Source organism: Salinarimonas sp. NSM (assembly GCF_052380005.1).
In the GTDB taxonomy this organism is placed as follows: domain Bacteria; phylum Pseudomonadota; class Alphaproteobacteria; order Rhizobiales; family Beijerinckiaceae; genus Salinarimonas.
On the sequence record NZ_JBQTCJ010000090.1, the window covers coordinates 1 to 14113 of the forward strand.

Genomic DNA, 14113 nt, shown 5'->3' on the forward strand with positions numbered 1-14113 from the left:
CGCCACGGCCCCGCCCCGCGGCGCCGCCGGCCGCGCCGAGGGCCCGCTCGACCTCGCCGCCGTGGCTCGGGGGGCACGATGATCGTCCGGCGCTTCCTCCTGTGGGCCCGCACGGCCTCCCCCGGCGACCGCGCCGAGGCGGTCAGCGCGCTCGCGCGGGCCTATCTCTACGGCGATCTCGCCGCCGCCGACCGCCGCGACGCCGAGACCGCGCTCACCGCGATGCTCGACGATCCCTCGCCGCTGGTGCGGCGGGCGCTGGCCGAGGCGGTGGCGAACGCCCCGGAGGCGCCGCGCCACCTGGTGGTGGCGCTCGCCTCCGACCAGAGCGGCATAGCCGCCCTCGTGCTCGCCCGCTCGCCGCTGCTGACGGACGCCGACCTCGTCGACTGCGCCGCGCTCGGCGACGACTTCGTGCAGACCGCGATCGCGCTTCGCCCGCGGCTCTCCTCCGCCGTGTCCGCGGCGCTCGCGGAGATCGCCTGCCCGCAGGCGGTCGCGGAGCTCCTCGGCAATCCCGGCGCGGGCCTCGCGCCCTCGACCTTCGCACGCATCCACGAGCGGCTCGGCGAGGAGCCCGCGATCCGCGAGGCGCTGCTCGCCCGCGCCGATTGCCCGGTCGACGTGCGCCAGACCATCGCGGTCGCCGTGGCCGCACGGCTCGAGCGCTTCGTCGTCGGCTGCGGCTGGCTCTCGGCCGAGCGCGGCGCGCGCGTCGTGCGCGAGGCGCGGGAGAAGACCACGGTGGCGCTGTCGGCCGGCGCGCAGGCGGACGCGATGCGCCTCGTCGCGCACCTGCGCCGCTCGGGCCAGCTGACGCCGGCGATGATCCTGCGCGCCATCCTCTCGCGCGCCATGCCCTTCGCCGAGGCCGCCTTCGCTGATCTCGCCGAGATGCCGGCCAAGCGCGTCGTCGCCCTGCTGCACGATCCGCGCGGCGCGGGCTTCCCGGCGCTCTACCGCCGCGCGAAGCTGCCGCCGGCGCTGCTGCCCGCCTTCGAGGCGGCGCTGTCGGCGCTGCGCGAGCCGGAGGGCGACCGGGCGAGCTGCGGCGCACAGCTCTCGCGCCGCATGGTCGAGCGGGTGCTGTCCGCCTGTGCCACGCTGCCCGCGGAGGAAGCCGGCAAGCTCCTCGTGCTGCTGCGCCGCTACGAGGTCGAGGCCGCCCGCGAGGAGGCCCGCGAGGCGAGCCGCGCCATGGCCGAGGACGCCGCGCTCGACGTCGCGCTCGCCCACGTGGAGCGCGGCATCGTCGAGGCGATCCGCGCGCGGCGGCTCGGCGTGGCCGCCTGAGGAGGCATGGGCCTCGAAGGCGCGCGCGGGCGCCTTGCCCTTCCCCCCGAACCCGCCTATAAGCCGCCCTCGCGCCCGCTAGACACCCTTGGAGGCACGGGCGCGCGCCGGGCCGCCGCGTTGGCGGCCTTCGGCGTTTCCAGCACCATCGAGGAAATCACGACCATGTCCGAGACCAAGACTCTCCAGGCCGTGGCGCGCGATCGGGTCGGCAAGGGGGCCGCCCGCGAAGCCCGCCGTCAGGGCCACGTGCCCGCCGTCGTCTACGGGGCCGGCAAGCCGCCCCGCGCAATCGCCGTCGACTTCAACGAGATGAAGAAGCTGATCTACGCCGGCGGCTTCATGACCACGATGTTCGACATCGAGGTCGGTGGCGAGACCGAGCACGCGATCCCGCGCGACTACCAGCTCGACCCCGTCAAGGACATGCCGATCCACATCGACTTCTTCCGCGTGGCCAAGGGCCAGACGATCGCGGTCGAGGTGCCGGTGCACTTCGTCAACCAGGAGAAGGCGGTCGGCCTCAAGCGCGGCGGCACGCTCAACGTCGTGCGCCACACGGTGGAGCTCAACGTCCCCGCCGATGCGATCCCGGATTCGATCGACATCGACATCTCGACGCTCGACATCGGTGACAGCCTGCACATCTCCGCAGTCACCCTGCCCAAGGGCGTGACGCCGGTGATCCAGGACCGCGACTTCACCATCGCCACCATCGCCGTCCCGGCGGGCGTCCGCGAGGCGCTCCAGCAGGAGGCCGCCGAGAAGGCCGAGGGCGGGGAGCAGGAGGGCTGATCCGCGCCCTTCTCGCGAAGCTGCTTTCTGCGAGCGCTCCGGCCGACGGGCCGGAGCGTTTCGCCGTTTCTGGGGAGGGACGCGTGCGCCTCTTCGTCGGGCTGGGCAATCCCGGCGCCCGTTATGCCGGCAACCGCCACAACATCGGCTTCATGGCGATCGACGAGATCGCCCGCGTCCACGGCGCCGCCCCCTGGCGCCGACGCTTCCAGGGTGAGGCGTCCGAGGCGCTCGTCGGGCGCGAGCGCGTGCTGCTGGTCAAGCCGCTCACCTACATGAACGAGAGCGGGCGCGCCGTCGCCGAGGCGATGCGCTTCTACAAGATCCCGCTCGACGACGTCTGCGTCTTCCACGACGAGCTCGATCTCGCTCCGGCCAAGCTGCGCATGAAGAAGGGCGGCGGCAACGCCGGCCACAACGGCTTGCGCTCGATCACCGCGCAATGCGGCAACGAGTATCGCCGCGTGCGCCTCGGCATCGGCCATCCCGGCGACAAGGCGCTCGTCCACGGCTACGTGCTCAACGACTTCGCCAAGGCCGAGCAGCCCTGGGTGGAGGACCTCTGCCGCGCGGTGGCGGACCACGCCGAGCTGCTCGCCAAGGGCGACGACGCCTCGTTCCAGAACAAGGTGCATCTCGCCATGGAGGGGCGCGGCTGGGGGGAGGTGAAGCGGCCGGGGGAGAAGGGCGGCGGTTGAGCAGTCGAGGTTGACATGCCGCGCAGCCTGCACGACATCACGGAGACACGGATCTCGTGTTTTCGTGAACGGAGCGCGGGCATGAAGAATGTCACGATCACCCTCGACGAGGACGTGCTCGCGCGCGCACGCGTCGAGGCGGCGAAGCAGGGGAAGAGCCTGTCGCGGTACGTTTCGGAGACGGTCGAGATGAAGCTCGGTCGCAAGCGTAGCCAAGCGGACGTCGTCGCCGACGTCCTGAAGGGGCCGAAATGGAAGCTGGGCGGGGGCCCGTTGCCGAAGCGGGACGAGATCTATGAAGAGCGTCTTCGTCGACACGAACGTCCTGATCTACCCGCTGCAGACGGACGATCCGACGAAGGCGGCGATCGCCACCGCGTGGATTGAGAGGCTCGCAGCGCGGGAGGCCCTCGTCGTCAGCCCGCAGATCATCAACGAATTCGTCTCGGTGCTCACACGTCGCTACGCGTTCCTTCCGCTTCTCGACGTCCTCGAAAAGGCGCGCGACTATTCCGAGTTCTGCCGTGCACGCATGGATTCGGACACCACGCGAGCCGCAATCGATCTGCTGTTGCTGCACAGGTTTTCCTGGTGGGATTCAGTCATGCTGGCCTCAGCGCTGGACTTCGGCTGCGAGATCCTCCTCACAGAAGACCTCCAGAATGGGCAATCGGTCGACGGTATGTTGATCGTCGACCCGTTCACCGCCGACATCGACACTGTCCTGCGGGACATCTGAACGACGAGACAGGAAAACAACCATGGGCTTTCGCATGGGCATCGTCGGGCTGCCGAACGTCGGCAAGTCCACGCTCTTCAACGCGCTGACGCAGACGGCCGCGGCGCAGGCGGCGAACTATCCGTTCTGCACGATCGAGCCCAACGTCGGCGACGTCGCCGTGCCCGACGTGCGGCTCGATGCGCTCGCCGCGATCGCCAAGTCTGCGCAGATCGTGCCGACGCGGCTCACCTTCGTCGACATCGCCGGGCTGGTGCGCGGCGCCTCGCGCGGGGAGGGGCTCGGCAACCAGTTCCTGGCCAACATCCGCGAGGTCGACGCCATCGCCCACGTGGTACGCTGCTTCGAGGACGAGGACGTCACCCACGTCGAGGGCAGGATCGACCCCGTCGCCGACATCGAGACCATCGAGACCGAGCTGATGCTGGCCGATCTCGACAGCCTCGAGCGGCGCGTCACCGGCCTCGAGAAGAAGGCCAAGGGCGGCGACAAGGAGGCGAAGGAGAGCCTCGACCTCTGCCAGCGCGCCCTCGTGCTGCTGCAGGACGGCAAGCCCGCGCGGCTCGTCCAGGTCTCGGCGGAGGAGCGTCGCGCCTTCGACATGCTCCAGCTCCTCACCGCCAAGCCCGTGCTCTACGTCTGCAATGTCGAGGAGGCCTCGGCGGACGCCGGCAACGCCTTCTCCGAACGCGTCTTCGCCCGGGCGATGGAGGAAGGCGCACAGGCGGTGGTCGTCTCCGCCAAGATCGAGAGCGAGATCGCGGTCTTGCCCGAGGCGGAGCAGGCGGAGTACCTCGAGGCGGTCGGCCTCGCCGAGCCGGGCCTCAACCGCGTGATCCGCGCCGGCTACCGGCTGCTGGGGCTGCTCACCTACTTCACCGTCGGGCCCAAGGAGGCCCGCGCCTGGACGATCACGACCGGCACCCGCGCCCCGCAGGCGGCGGGCGTCATCCACACCGACTTCGAGAAGGGCTTCATCCGCGCCGAGACCATCGCCTACGACGATTACGTGGAATTGAAGGGCGAGGCCGGTGCGCGCGAGGCGGGCAAGATGCGGCTCGAAGGCAAAGAATACGTGGTGCACGACGGTGACGTGATGCACTTCCGCTTCGCGCCCTGACGCATCGCGTCGCGGCGGGCGGAGCATCCGCAACTTTACGAAGCCTCACGGCGTTTGGGCGTCCATGAAGCTCGAACGCCGCCACGACTGGGATCTCGACCTCGACGCCGCCCTGCGCCTCCAGAAGGAGCTCCGGGGCGAGATCGACGTAGCCACGCCGCTCGATCTGGACGCGGTCCGCCTGATCGCCGGGTCGGACGTCGTCATCAAGGACGACGTGGCGCACGCGGTCGTCGTGGTCGCCACCTTCCCGGATCTCCAGCCGGTGGAGACGGTGCACGGGCACGGTACCGTGCGGCTGCCCAACACGCCGGCGATGACGAGCTTCCGCGAGGGGCCGGCGCTCCTCGACGCCTTCGAGAAGCTCGGGCACGAGCCCGACGTCTTCCTCTTCGACGGGGCGGGGATCGCCCATCCGCAGCGCTTCGGCACCGCCTGCCATCTCGGGCTCTTCCTCGAGCGCCCCACGATCGGATGCGGCAAGACCCGGCTGTGCGGGCGCTTCGCGTTGCTGCCCGAGGACAAGGGCGCGATGGCGCCGCTCACCGACGACGGCGAGACGATCGGCATGGCGGTGCGCACGCGCACGCGGATGAACCCGATGTTCATCTCGCCCGGGCACCGCGCCGACCTCGACGGCGCGGTCGCGCTCGTCGTGCGCACCACCGAGAAGTACCGCCTCCCCGAGCCGATCCGGCTCGCCCACAAGGCGGGGCAGGGGGGCTGACGGGAGGTGAGCGTTCATCCTGCGGATGATCGCCCAGGACGCACGACGCTGAGCACCGCTGTCGCCGTTCCGGCTCTCCCGCGGGCGGGAGTGCGTCAGGTCGCGCCGACGGAGGGGGCTCGTTCCGCCGCCGGAGCCTCGATGGCGTCCACCGCCTCGTCCCCCTTCAGCAGTCGCAGGGCCGCGATGGCGCGGTCCCAGGGGAGGGTGAGGTCGACGACGAGGCGCGCGCGGCCGTCGCCGAGGTCCTCGACGCGGGTGCCGGAATTCGGTGGGTAACCCGGGGCGTGCGCGCGCATCGAGTCGACCTCCTCGACGAGGTCGCCGACGCCGACGCCGAGCACCTCTGCGAGCGCCTCGATCTGCGCCATCCGGCGCGGCAGGCTCCGGCCCTTGGCGTAGGACCAGACGCTGACGTCCGAGATGCGCAAGCCCTGCGGCAGCCGCTCCTGGGCGAGGCGCGCGGTCTCGCGATAGGTCAGCCCGCTGCGCTTGATCGCCTGCCACAGGCGGTGGGCGAAGACGTCCTTGTCGATGGGGAGCGTGCGCTCCTTCCGGGGCCGATCCACGAGGACGGGCTGCGGGGCGCGCTGGGTCGGGCGGTCGATCGGTGGCACCATCGGGAAGGCTCCGGAGCGTGGGACGGCCGCCCCGCCGACGCGTTCGCGTCGATCGGGGCGGCCGGTGTCGTCGTCGTACAGAGGCTGCCGGCGGAAGCGAGACGCCACATGGCCCCCAGGCGGTCTACCCCAGCGCGCGCCGATCCTCGACCAATGAACGCTCCGGAATCCTGGAGATCTCTTCAGAAATGGAAGCAAGTCGCACCAACCACGATCGGCCGGCGGAGTCGGATTGGTTGATCAACTGCTGACGAGAAATTCCCGCAATTGAGAAATGCGGGTGATGCCAGCCGCTCCTCTTTTGCCGAGGCGGTCGATGAGGACCCATGAGGGAGCGGTACCGTACACAGACCATAAGCGAGCATTCATCTTTTCAAGCTAGACCGTAGCCACCTCCCGGAGGCTTCGACGTATGCGCCCCTTCCTCTACGATACGTGCGGCAGCGCGGTGATCCCGCTCGCGCTCGTGCTCCTGCCGGTGATCGGCCTCGCGGGGGCCGCGGTCGATTACACGCGTACGACGAATGTGCGCACGACGATCCAGTCCGCCCTCGATGCCGCCGTGCTCGCCGGCGCGCGCGCGCCGCAGGAGCACGCGGCGGTGGCGCAGCGCGCCTTCGACGCGAGCCGGGTCCCGCACGCGGCCGAGGTGGATGCGCGCTTCTCGCTCGGCGAGGGCGGCCGCGTCGTCGGCGAGGCGGACTTCAGCGTGCCTACGATCTTCCTGCGCGCGGTGGGTCTTCCCGCCTTCGACGTCGGCGTCCGTGCGGAGGCGGTGCGCGGAAGCGCGCCGACCGGTCCGTGCGTACTCGTGCTCGACGGGACGACGCCCCAGCCCTTCCTCGTCAACAGCGGCGCGGACGTGATCGCACCCGATTGCGAGATCCACGTGCGCAGCCGGGCGCGCCCGGCCGCGATCCTCAACGCCGGTGCCGTGCTCGCCGCGCGCCGCGTTTGCGTCGCGGGCCGCGACATCATCGACAACGGCGCGACCGTGTCGGGGCTCGAGCTCGGCTGCGAGGCGGCGGACGATCCCTACGCCGGCTCGATGCCGGTGCCGGAGGTCGGCAGCTGCGACTATTCCAACGGCAACTACAACGGCGGGAGCGTCACGCTCTCACCGGGCGTCTATTGCGGCTGGCACAACTTCAACAACGCGCCTCGGGTGACGCTGGAACCGGGCCTCTACATCGTCAAGGACGGCGGCTGGAACGTGAACGGCGGTGTCTGGCGCGGGGAGGGGGTGACGTTCTACTTCGCCTCGACTGCGAAGATCCAGTTCAACAGCGCCATGGACGTGGCGCTATCGGCGCCGGAGGGCGGGGCGACGGACGGTATTCTCTTCTTCGAGACACCGGGACTCGCGCGCTCACAGTTCATTCTCAACAATTCCGTCGGCAACCAGCTCGAGGGCTTGATCCACCTGCCGAGCCGCGAGCTGGTGATGAACGCGCGCTCGCGGATCGAAGCGGACGCCGTGACCATCGTGGTCGACCGGCTGATCCTCAACGATGCGAACTGGCGACTCGGGCCGACGGACGACGGCGCCTCCGCGAGCGCCGAGGTCCGCCTCGTGCGCTGACGCGGCTCAGCGGGAGAGCTCGGCCGCCAGCCGCCGCAGGAACGCCTCTCCGTCGGCGAGCTCGTCCAGCGTGATGTACTCGTCCGCCTTGTGGGCGCGGGCGATGTCGCCGGGACCGCACAGGACGGTGGGCAGGCCCGCGCCCTGGAAGCGGCCGGCCTCGCTGCCGTAGGAGACCGTCACGGGCCGGTTGCGCCGGACGACGCGCAAAGCGAGCCGCTCCGCCTCCGAGCCCGGCTCGGGTGCGAGCCCCGGCACGTCCACGGACCAGACGTTCGAGATCGCGCCGAACGGCCCGTACCGCGTCAGCCGCTCGGCCTCGACGGCGCGCGAGAGCGCCTCGACCTCCGCCTGGAGCACGCCCATGTCGACCCCGGGGATGTAGCGGATCTCCCAGCCGATGGCGCACTCGCGCGCGAGGATGTTGCGCGCGCTGCCGCCGGCGATGGTGGCGACGTGGAGCGTCGAGAACGGCGGATCGAAGCGCCCCGTCGGGTCTCCGTCGCCGATCAGGCGGTCGCCGAGCGCGTTGAGCCGTGCGACCAGCGCGCCCGCCGCCATGACGGCGCTCGCGCCCTCGGTGATGCGCGAGGAATGCGCCTCGGTGCCGCCGACCCGCGTCTCGCACATGGCGACGCCCTTGTGCGCGTCCGCCACCTCGAGCCCCGTCGGCTCGCCGACGATCACCGCGGCGGGGCGCGGCAGGTCGCGCCCGAAGGCTGCGATGGCGTCGACGACGCCGAGACAGGTGGTCTCCTCGTCGTAGGAGAGGACGATGTGGATCGGCCGAACGAGGTCGGTTGCGACGAAATGGGGCACGAGGGCGAGCACGAGCGCGTCGAAGCCCTTCATGTCCGTCGTGCCGCGCCCGTAGGCCCGCCCGTCCGCCACGTGCAGCCGGTACGGATCGCTCGACCAGGATTGGCCCGCGACGGGCACGACGTCGGTGTGGCCCGATAGCACGATGCCGCCGTCCACCTTCGGCCCGATCGTGGCGACGAGCGCGGCCTTGTCCCCCGCCGCGTTGGGAAGCCGGATCGCGTCGACGCCGTGGGCGGCGAGCCAGTCCTGGGCGAAGTCGATGAGCGGGAGGTTCGACTTCTGGCTCTCGGTGTCGAAGCCGACGAGCCTCTCGAGCATCTCGAGCGGCGACAGGGAAGCTGGGCTCATCGAGGCGGGACCTTCCGGGCGGGTAGGGGAGATCAGTGCAACGAGCGGCGCGTGTTCGGCGCGTCGAGGGAGAAGGCGGGGATCTCGGCCTCGAAGACCTCGCCCTCGCCGCGCTCCATGCGGTAGTGGCCTTGCATCGTGCCGTCGGGCGTGTCCAGGGGGCAGCCGCTCGTGTAGGTGAACATCTCGCCGGGGCCGAGCACGGGCTGCTGCCCCACGACCCCGGACCCGTGCACCTCCTGAACGCGCCCATGGCCGTCGACGATCTTCCAGTAACGATCGCGTAGGCGCACGCGCTCGGGATTGAGGTTCACGATCTCCACGGTGTAGGCGAAGAAGTACCGCCCCTCCTCGGGGCGAGACTGCTCCTCCATGTAGGACGGCGTCACGGTCACGCGGACGCCGTTCGTCACGGCGGTGTACATGAGCGGCCTCCGGCGCGGTGGGCGCGAGCGGGTCCGGGTGTCGCGGACACGGGGAAGGGTGATGAACCAGGTGGTAAGCCGGCCCATGGCCATCGTCAATCGTAGCCCGCACACGCACGCGGGAGTGCATCCGTGCTCGACGGGGTGATGCGACGGCTGATCGACCCGCCGCTCGACCGGGCGGGGGCGATCCTCGCCCGCGCGGGCGTCGGGGCGGATGCGATCACGACGGCGGGCCTCGCCTTCGGGCTCGCCTGCGCGGCCGCGATCGCGGCGTCCGCGGACACCGTCGCGCTCGCGATGCTGGCGCTCTCGCGCCTGTGCGACGGGCTCGACGGGGCGGTCGCCCGCGCGAGCGCCAAGACCGACCGCGGCGGCTTCCTCGACATCGTCTTCGACTTCGTCTTCTACGGCGCGGTGCCGCTCGGCTTCGCGCTGCGCGACCCGGCGGCCTTCGGCCTGCCCGCGGCGGTGATCCTGTTCGCGTTCTACGTCAACGGCGCGAGCTTCCTCGCCTTCGCGGCGGTCGCGGCCAAGCGCGGCATGGAGACCGCCTCACGGGGGGTGAAGTCGATCTACTTCACCGCCGGGCTGGCGGAGGGCACGGAGACCATCCTCGCCTTCGCGCTGATGATCCTCGTCCCGGCCTGGTTCCCGCTCATCGCCTACGCCTTCGCCGGGCTCACCGCGATGACGGCGATCGCGCGGATCGCCTTCGCCTGGGTGCTGTTTCGCGACGAGGAGGAGGAGGGCGACGGAAGCGGGGGAGCGGGCGCGCCGTAGCGCCCGTGGACGCGTGGGCGGTGCGGCTTCACCGCGCACCGGCGGCGAGCGATCGCCGCACGCCGTCGGGATCGGCCTCAATGGCGCGCAGATAGGCGTCGAGCGCCGGGTCGGGCAGGAGCGCGCCGTCCTCCAGCGCCTCGACCGTCTCGCGGGTGAGGCAGTAGCGGCGGGCGAACTCCGCCTGGGACAGGCCGTCGCGCTCGCGCGCGAGCCGCACCCGGCGCCCGGCGACGCCGCGGGCGAGTTCCTCGTCGGTCCAGGGCGGATTCTCGTCGTCCTCGTGCGCGCGGCGCTCGATCTCCTCGTCGGTCACGGCTGCAAGTCGTGCCCGCCGGCCGGGAGCCTCGTCCCGCGCGGCGGCGAGCGCCTCGTCCAACGTCATGCGCGCGATCGCCATCGCTCAGCTCCTCTGCGCTTTGCGGCCCGACTCGTACTCGACCTGCTCCTTCCGGTTCGCCCGCCGCGCGGAGATGATGCGGCATGCCGCGCCCCGTACGGTGAAGACGACGGCGAGCAGCGCGCCGCCATCTTAACCGATCGCGCGGAAGCGGACCTCACCATAGTCGCGCCGGCCGTCGACCCTGACAACCCGGCTCGGGTCGACGAGTGCCATGGCCGCGTCGCCGAACGATACGTCGTGCTTCGCCTCGTTCGAGGCTGCCTTGGCGTGATTCCATTCGAAGCGGAGCGTTGGCGGCACGCGGAATCGATACGAAATTCGGCGACAAACAGCAACCAATCAGAGATAAAAGACGATAAGGTTATTCTTGATAGTACAGATCCTCCACGCAAAAAAAAGCCGCCGGGGTACGGCGGCCTTAAGTCTAGGGAGGAAACGCCCAAGGAGGGCATATGGCCGGGCGACGGATCGCTGCGACCACGATCTGAAGATAGGCGCGTGCGCTGCAAAATCCAAGCTGAAAAGGACAGCATGGTTGCCCAATTTTTACACGTCCGTGTGAGGTGCTTTCCGCTACGGAAACGCCGTCGGCGCGCCGCATCCGGGCCGCGAGCCCGCCGCAAAGTGCGGCGATGACGCGCCGCGGGATCATCGTCGATGCGCCCGGGCGCGGGCTCGCGCGGGTGGAGGGAGGGTCGGATGCGGGACAGGTCGAGCAGGCACCCGGACGATGACGCGGCGGCCACCATCGAGTCGGCGCTCGCGGCGGTGCGGGCCCTCTCTGGGGAGCTTTCGGACCGGCGCATCGCGGCGGCGCGTCACACGCTCGCGGGCGTCCACGTCCGGGCCGCCATGGCGCGCCGCGGCGGGCCCGCGCGTCGGCCGTGAATATCGCCGCGGTGCGACGCGAACGGGCTTTACTGTACGGGAAAGCCCGTGCCACCTTGTGGCCCAACGGGAGCTGGGCTCCCGCTCCGCAAGAGGGGTTCGCTCACATGAAGAAGACGATCACCGCCCTCCTGGGCGCGACTGCGCTGACGCTCGCCGCCTACGGCCCGGCCGCGGCGCAGGAGGACGTGCGCCCGGCCATCATCTACGACCTGGGCGGCAAGTTCGACCGTTCGTTCAACGAGGGTGTCTTCAACGGCGCCACGCGCTTCCAGGAGGAGACCGGCATCGACTTCCGCGAGTTCGAGCCGCAGAACGACGCCCAGCGCGAGCAGGCCATGCGCCGCTTCGCCGAGCAGGGCTTCGAGCCGATCCTGGCGGTGGGCTTCTCGCAGCAATCGGCGCTCGAGCGCGTCGCCGCGGAGTTCCCGGAGACCGACTTCGCCATCATCGACTCGGTGATCGACCTGCCGAACGTCGCCTCCTACGTCTTCAAGGAGCACGAGGGCTCCTATCTCGTCGGCATGCTCGCGGCCATGGCGTCGGAGTCTGATACGGTCGGCTTCGTCGGCGGCATGGACATCCCGCTCATCCGCAAGTTCGCCTGCGGCTACGCCCAGGGCGTGAAGGCGGTCGCGCCGGACGCCGAGGTGATCGTCAACATGACGGGCACGACCGGCGCGGCCTGGAACGACCCGGTGCGGGGCGGCGAGCTCACCCGCTCGCAGATCGAGCAGGGCGCGGACGTGATCTACCACGCGGCCGGCGGTACCGGCATCGGCGTGCTGCGCGCGGCGGCGGACGCCGGTGCGCTCGGCATCGGCGTCGATTCGAACCAGAACATGCTGCATCCGGGCTCGGTGCTGACCTCGATGCTCAAGCGCGTCGACAACGCCACCTACCAGCTCTTCACCGCCTCGCGTGCGGGCGAGTTCGCAGCCGGCGTGCAGGTGCTGGGCCTCGCCGAGGGCGGCGTCGGCTGGGCGCTCGACGAGAACAACGAGAGCCTGATCACGCAGGAGATGCGCGACGCGGTCGCCGAGGCCGAGGCGGCGATCATCGCCGGCGACGTCATGGTGCACGACTACATGACGGACTCGACCTGCCCCGCCGTGTCGATGTGACCGCATCGTACGAACGAGCCTGAGGGTCAGCCCGGCCATGTCCTCCGCGTCGTCTCCCGCCATCGAGCTCGTCGGCGTCAACAAGAGCTTCGGCCCGGTCCACGCCAACAAGGACGTGAACCTCCGGGTCGAGGCCGGCAGCATCCACGGCATCGTGGGCGAGAACGGCGCCGGGAAGTCGACCCTGATGTCGATCCTCTACGGCTTCTACGAGGCCGACTCGGGGGAGGTGAGGGTCAAGGGCGAGCGTCTGCGCATCCGCTCCTCGGCGGACGCGATCGCGGCGGGTATCGGCATGGTCCACCAGCACTTCATGCTGGTGGACACGCTCACCGTCGTCGAGAACGTCATGCTCGGCGCGGAGGGCGGGCAGCTGCTCGCCGGCGGCGAGGCCAAGGTGCGCAAGGAGCTCGCGCGCTTCGACGCCGACTACGGCCTGACCATCGATCCCGACGCGCTCATCGGCGACCTCTCGGTGGGTCTCCAGCAGCGCGTCGAGATCATCAAGGCGCTCTACCGGGGCGCCGAGATCCTGATCCTCGACGAGCCCACCGCCGTGCTCACCCCGCACGAGGCGCAAGGGCTGTTCGAGCTCCTGCGGACGCTGCGGTCGCGCGGCGTCACGATCGTGCTGATCACGCACAAGCTGCACGAGATCATGGCCGCGACGGACAGCGTCTCCGTCATGCGCCGCGGCGAGATGGTGGCGACCGTCCGCACCGCCGAGACCTCGCCCGCCCAGCTCGCCGACATGATGGTGGGCCGCCACGTGCTCCTCCACGTCGAGAAGGGCGAGCATCGGCCCGGCGAGCCGATGCTCTCCGTGCGCAACCTCTCCGTCGCCGACCAGCTCGGCGTCATGCGCGTGATCGACGTCTCCTTCGACGTGCGCGCCGGCGAGATCGTCGGCATCGCCGGCGTCGCGGGCAACGGCCAGAGCGAGCTGCTCGAGGCGATCGCCGGCATGCGCCCCGTCGCGACGGGAACCATCGCGGTGGGCGGGCGCGTGCTCGATGCGAGCGAGCGCGATCCGCACCGCCTGCGCGGCATGGGGCTGCTGCACGTGCCGGAGGACCGCATCCGCATGGGCCTCGTGCCGTCCTTCGAAGCCTTCGAGAGCGCGGCGCTGGGCTTCACCGACGACCCGGCCTACGGCACCGGCCCGATCCTCAGCCAGGGGCGGATGATCGCCGACGCGCAGCGCAAGATGGAACTCTACGACGTGCGCCCGCCGGCGCCTCGGCTCAAGACGGCGAACTTCTCCGGTGGCAACCAGCAGAAGCTCGTGCTCGCGCGCGAGATCGAGCGCGGCCCCAAGGTTCTGCTCGTCGGCCAGCCGACGCGCGGCGTCGACATCGGCGCCATCGAGTTCATCCACAAGCGCCTGATCGCGTTGCGCGACCAGGGCGTCGCCATCCTGCTCGTCTCGGTGGAGCTCGACGAGATCATGAGCCTGTCGGACCGCATCCTCGCCATGTGCGGCGGCCGCATCACCGGCGAGCGCCGGCCCGAGGAGACGAACGAGGGCGAGCTCGGCCTGCTGATGGCGGGCGTAGCGGCGTGATGGTAGCCTGCCGGAGGGGCTCGTCGACACGATTTCGGGCCGTGGAACACATGGAAGCAAGGTGAACGATCCGCCGATGAAGGCCGCCGGCGGTCTCCCCTCCCCCTCGTGGGGAGGGGTGGGGGTGGGTGTTCGGACCGGATATATCCCTGACGGAATGGACCGGTTGAGTGGTTGACAGT

General features: G+C 70.5%; 15 protein-coding genes and 1 pseudogene. 11 read left to right on the plus strand and 5 right to left on the minus strand.

Annotated elements, in window-relative coordinates; all coding sequences use genetic code 11:
- The first annotated feature begins 78 nt into the window (after positions 1-78).
- The 7 genes from ACTZWW_RS21510 (at position 79) to ACTZWW_RS21540 (ending at position 5372) form a co-directional block, all read left to right on the plus strand.
- A complete protein-coding gene (locus ACTZWW_RS21510; RefSeq protein WP_444783013.1) occupies positions 79-1293 on the plus strand; it encodes a DUF2336 domain-containing protein in 1215 nt (404 codons plus the stop codon).
- A 165-nt stretch (positions 1294-1458) separates the two neighbouring features.
- A complete protein-coding gene (locus ACTZWW_RS21515; protein WP_444783014.1) occupies positions 1459-2088 on the plus strand; it encodes a 50S ribosomal protein L25/general stress protein Ctc in 630 nt (209 codons plus the stop codon).
- 83 nt (positions 2089-2171) lie between these two features.
- Positions 2172-2786, plus strand: coding sequence for an aminoacyl-tRNA hydrolase (pth, locus tag ACTZWW_RS21520; protein WP_444783015.1), 615 nt, complete (start codon positions 2172-2174; stop codon positions 2784-2786).
- Positions 2787-2801: 15 nt separating this feature from the next.
- Positions 2802-3173: a hypothetical protein gene (locus ACTZWW_RS21525; RefSeq protein WP_444783016.1), complete on the plus strand. Its 372-nt coding sequence runs from the start codon at positions 2802-2804 to the stop codon at positions 3171-3173.
- Positions 3082-3525 (plus strand): PIN domain-containing protein, encoded by a 444-nt coding sequence (locus ACTZWW_RS21530; RefSeq protein WP_444783017.1) that lies wholly within the window; start codon positions 3082-3084, stop codon positions 3523-3525. The genes ACTZWW_RS21525 and ACTZWW_RS21530 overlap by 92 nt, the downstream gene beginning before the upstream one ends.
- Before the next feature lie 22 nt (positions 3526-3547).
- Entirely contained in the window at positions 3548-4645 is a 1098-nt protein-coding gene (gene ychF, locus ACTZWW_RS21535; RefSeq protein WP_444783018.1) for a redox-regulated ATPase YchF, read from the plus strand.
- 64 nt (positions 4646-4709) lie between these two features.
- The gene (locus tag ACTZWW_RS21540) at positions 4710-5372 is read left to right on the plus strand and encodes an endonuclease V (RefSeq protein WP_444783019.1); all 663 of its coding nucleotides are present in this window, start codon (positions 4710-4712) and stop codon (positions 5370-5372) included.
- 95 nt (positions 5373-5467) lie between these two features.
- Here the strand turns inward: ACTZWW_RS21540 and ACTZWW_RS21545 are convergent, their stop codons facing one another.
- The gene (locus tag ACTZWW_RS21545; RefSeq protein WP_444783020.1) at positions 5468-5992 is read right to left on the minus strand and encodes a hypothetical protein; all 525 of its coding nucleotides are present in this window, start codon (positions 5990-5992) and stop codon (positions 5468-5470) included.
- 412 nt (positions 5993-6404) lie between these two features.
- Here ACTZWW_RS21545 and ACTZWW_RS21550 point away from each other — a divergent pair, with 412 nt between their 5' ends.
- Positions 6405-7574 (plus strand): TadE/TadG family type IV pilus assembly protein, encoded by a 1170-nt coding sequence (locus ACTZWW_RS21550; RefSeq protein ID WP_444783021.1) that lies wholly within the window; start codon positions 6405-6407, stop codon positions 7572-7574.
- 6 nt (positions 7575-7580) lie between these two features.
- Here ACTZWW_RS21550 and argE read toward each other — a convergent pair whose 3' ends face one another.
- On the minus strand, positions 7581-8744 hold the full coding sequence (gene argE, locus ACTZWW_RS21555; RefSeq protein ID WP_444783022.1) for an acetylornithine deacetylase: 1164 nt from the start codon (positions 8742-8744) through the stop codon (positions 7581-7583).
- 32 nt (positions 8745-8776) lie between these two features.
- Positions 8777-9169, minus strand: coding sequence for a Co2+/Mg2+ efflux protein ApaG (gene apaG / locus ACTZWW_RS21560; RefSeq protein ID WP_444783023.1), 393 nt, complete (start codon positions 9167-9169; stop codon positions 8777-8779).
- Positions 9170-9301: 132 nt separating this feature from the next.
- Between apaG and ACTZWW_RS21565 the strand changes: the two genes are divergently transcribed.
- Positions 9302-9952: a CDP-alcohol phosphatidyltransferase family protein gene (locus ACTZWW_RS21565; RefSeq protein ID WP_444783024.1), complete on the plus strand. Its 651-nt coding sequence runs from the start codon at positions 9302-9304 to the stop codon at positions 9950-9952.
- Between the two features lie 28 nt (positions 9953-9980).
- Here the strand turns inward: ACTZWW_RS21565 and ACTZWW_RS21570 are convergent, their stop codons facing one another.
- Together ACTZWW_RS21570 and ACTZWW_RS21575 are read right to left on the minus strand one after the other, a co-directional pair.
- Positions 9981-10352 carry a helix-turn-helix domain-containing protein gene (locus ACTZWW_RS21570; protein WP_444783025.1) on the minus strand — a complete coding sequence of 124 codons (372 nt, stop codon included), beginning with the start codon at positions 10350-10352 and terminating at the stop codon, positions 9981-9983.
- A gap of 3 nt (positions 10353-10355) precedes the next feature.
- Positions 10356-10655: pseudogene (locus ACTZWW_RS21575) on the minus strand (BrnT family toxin).
- 695 nt (positions 10656-11350) lie between these two features.
- On the opposite strand from ACTZWW_RS21575, the gene ACTZWW_RS21580 reads away from it, so the two are divergent.
- Positions 11351-12367, plus strand: coding sequence for a BMP family lipoprotein (locus tag ACTZWW_RS21580; RefSeq protein WP_444783026.1), 1017 nt, complete (start codon positions 11351-11353; stop codon positions 12365-12367).
- Positions 12368-12404: 37 nt separating this feature from the next.
- The gene (locus tag ACTZWW_RS21585; protein WP_444783027.1) at positions 12405-13931 is read left to right on the plus strand and encodes an ABC transporter ATP-binding protein; all 1527 of its coding nucleotides are present in this window, start codon (positions 12405-12407) and stop codon (positions 13929-13931) included.
- Positions 13932-14113 lie beyond the last annotated feature (182 nt).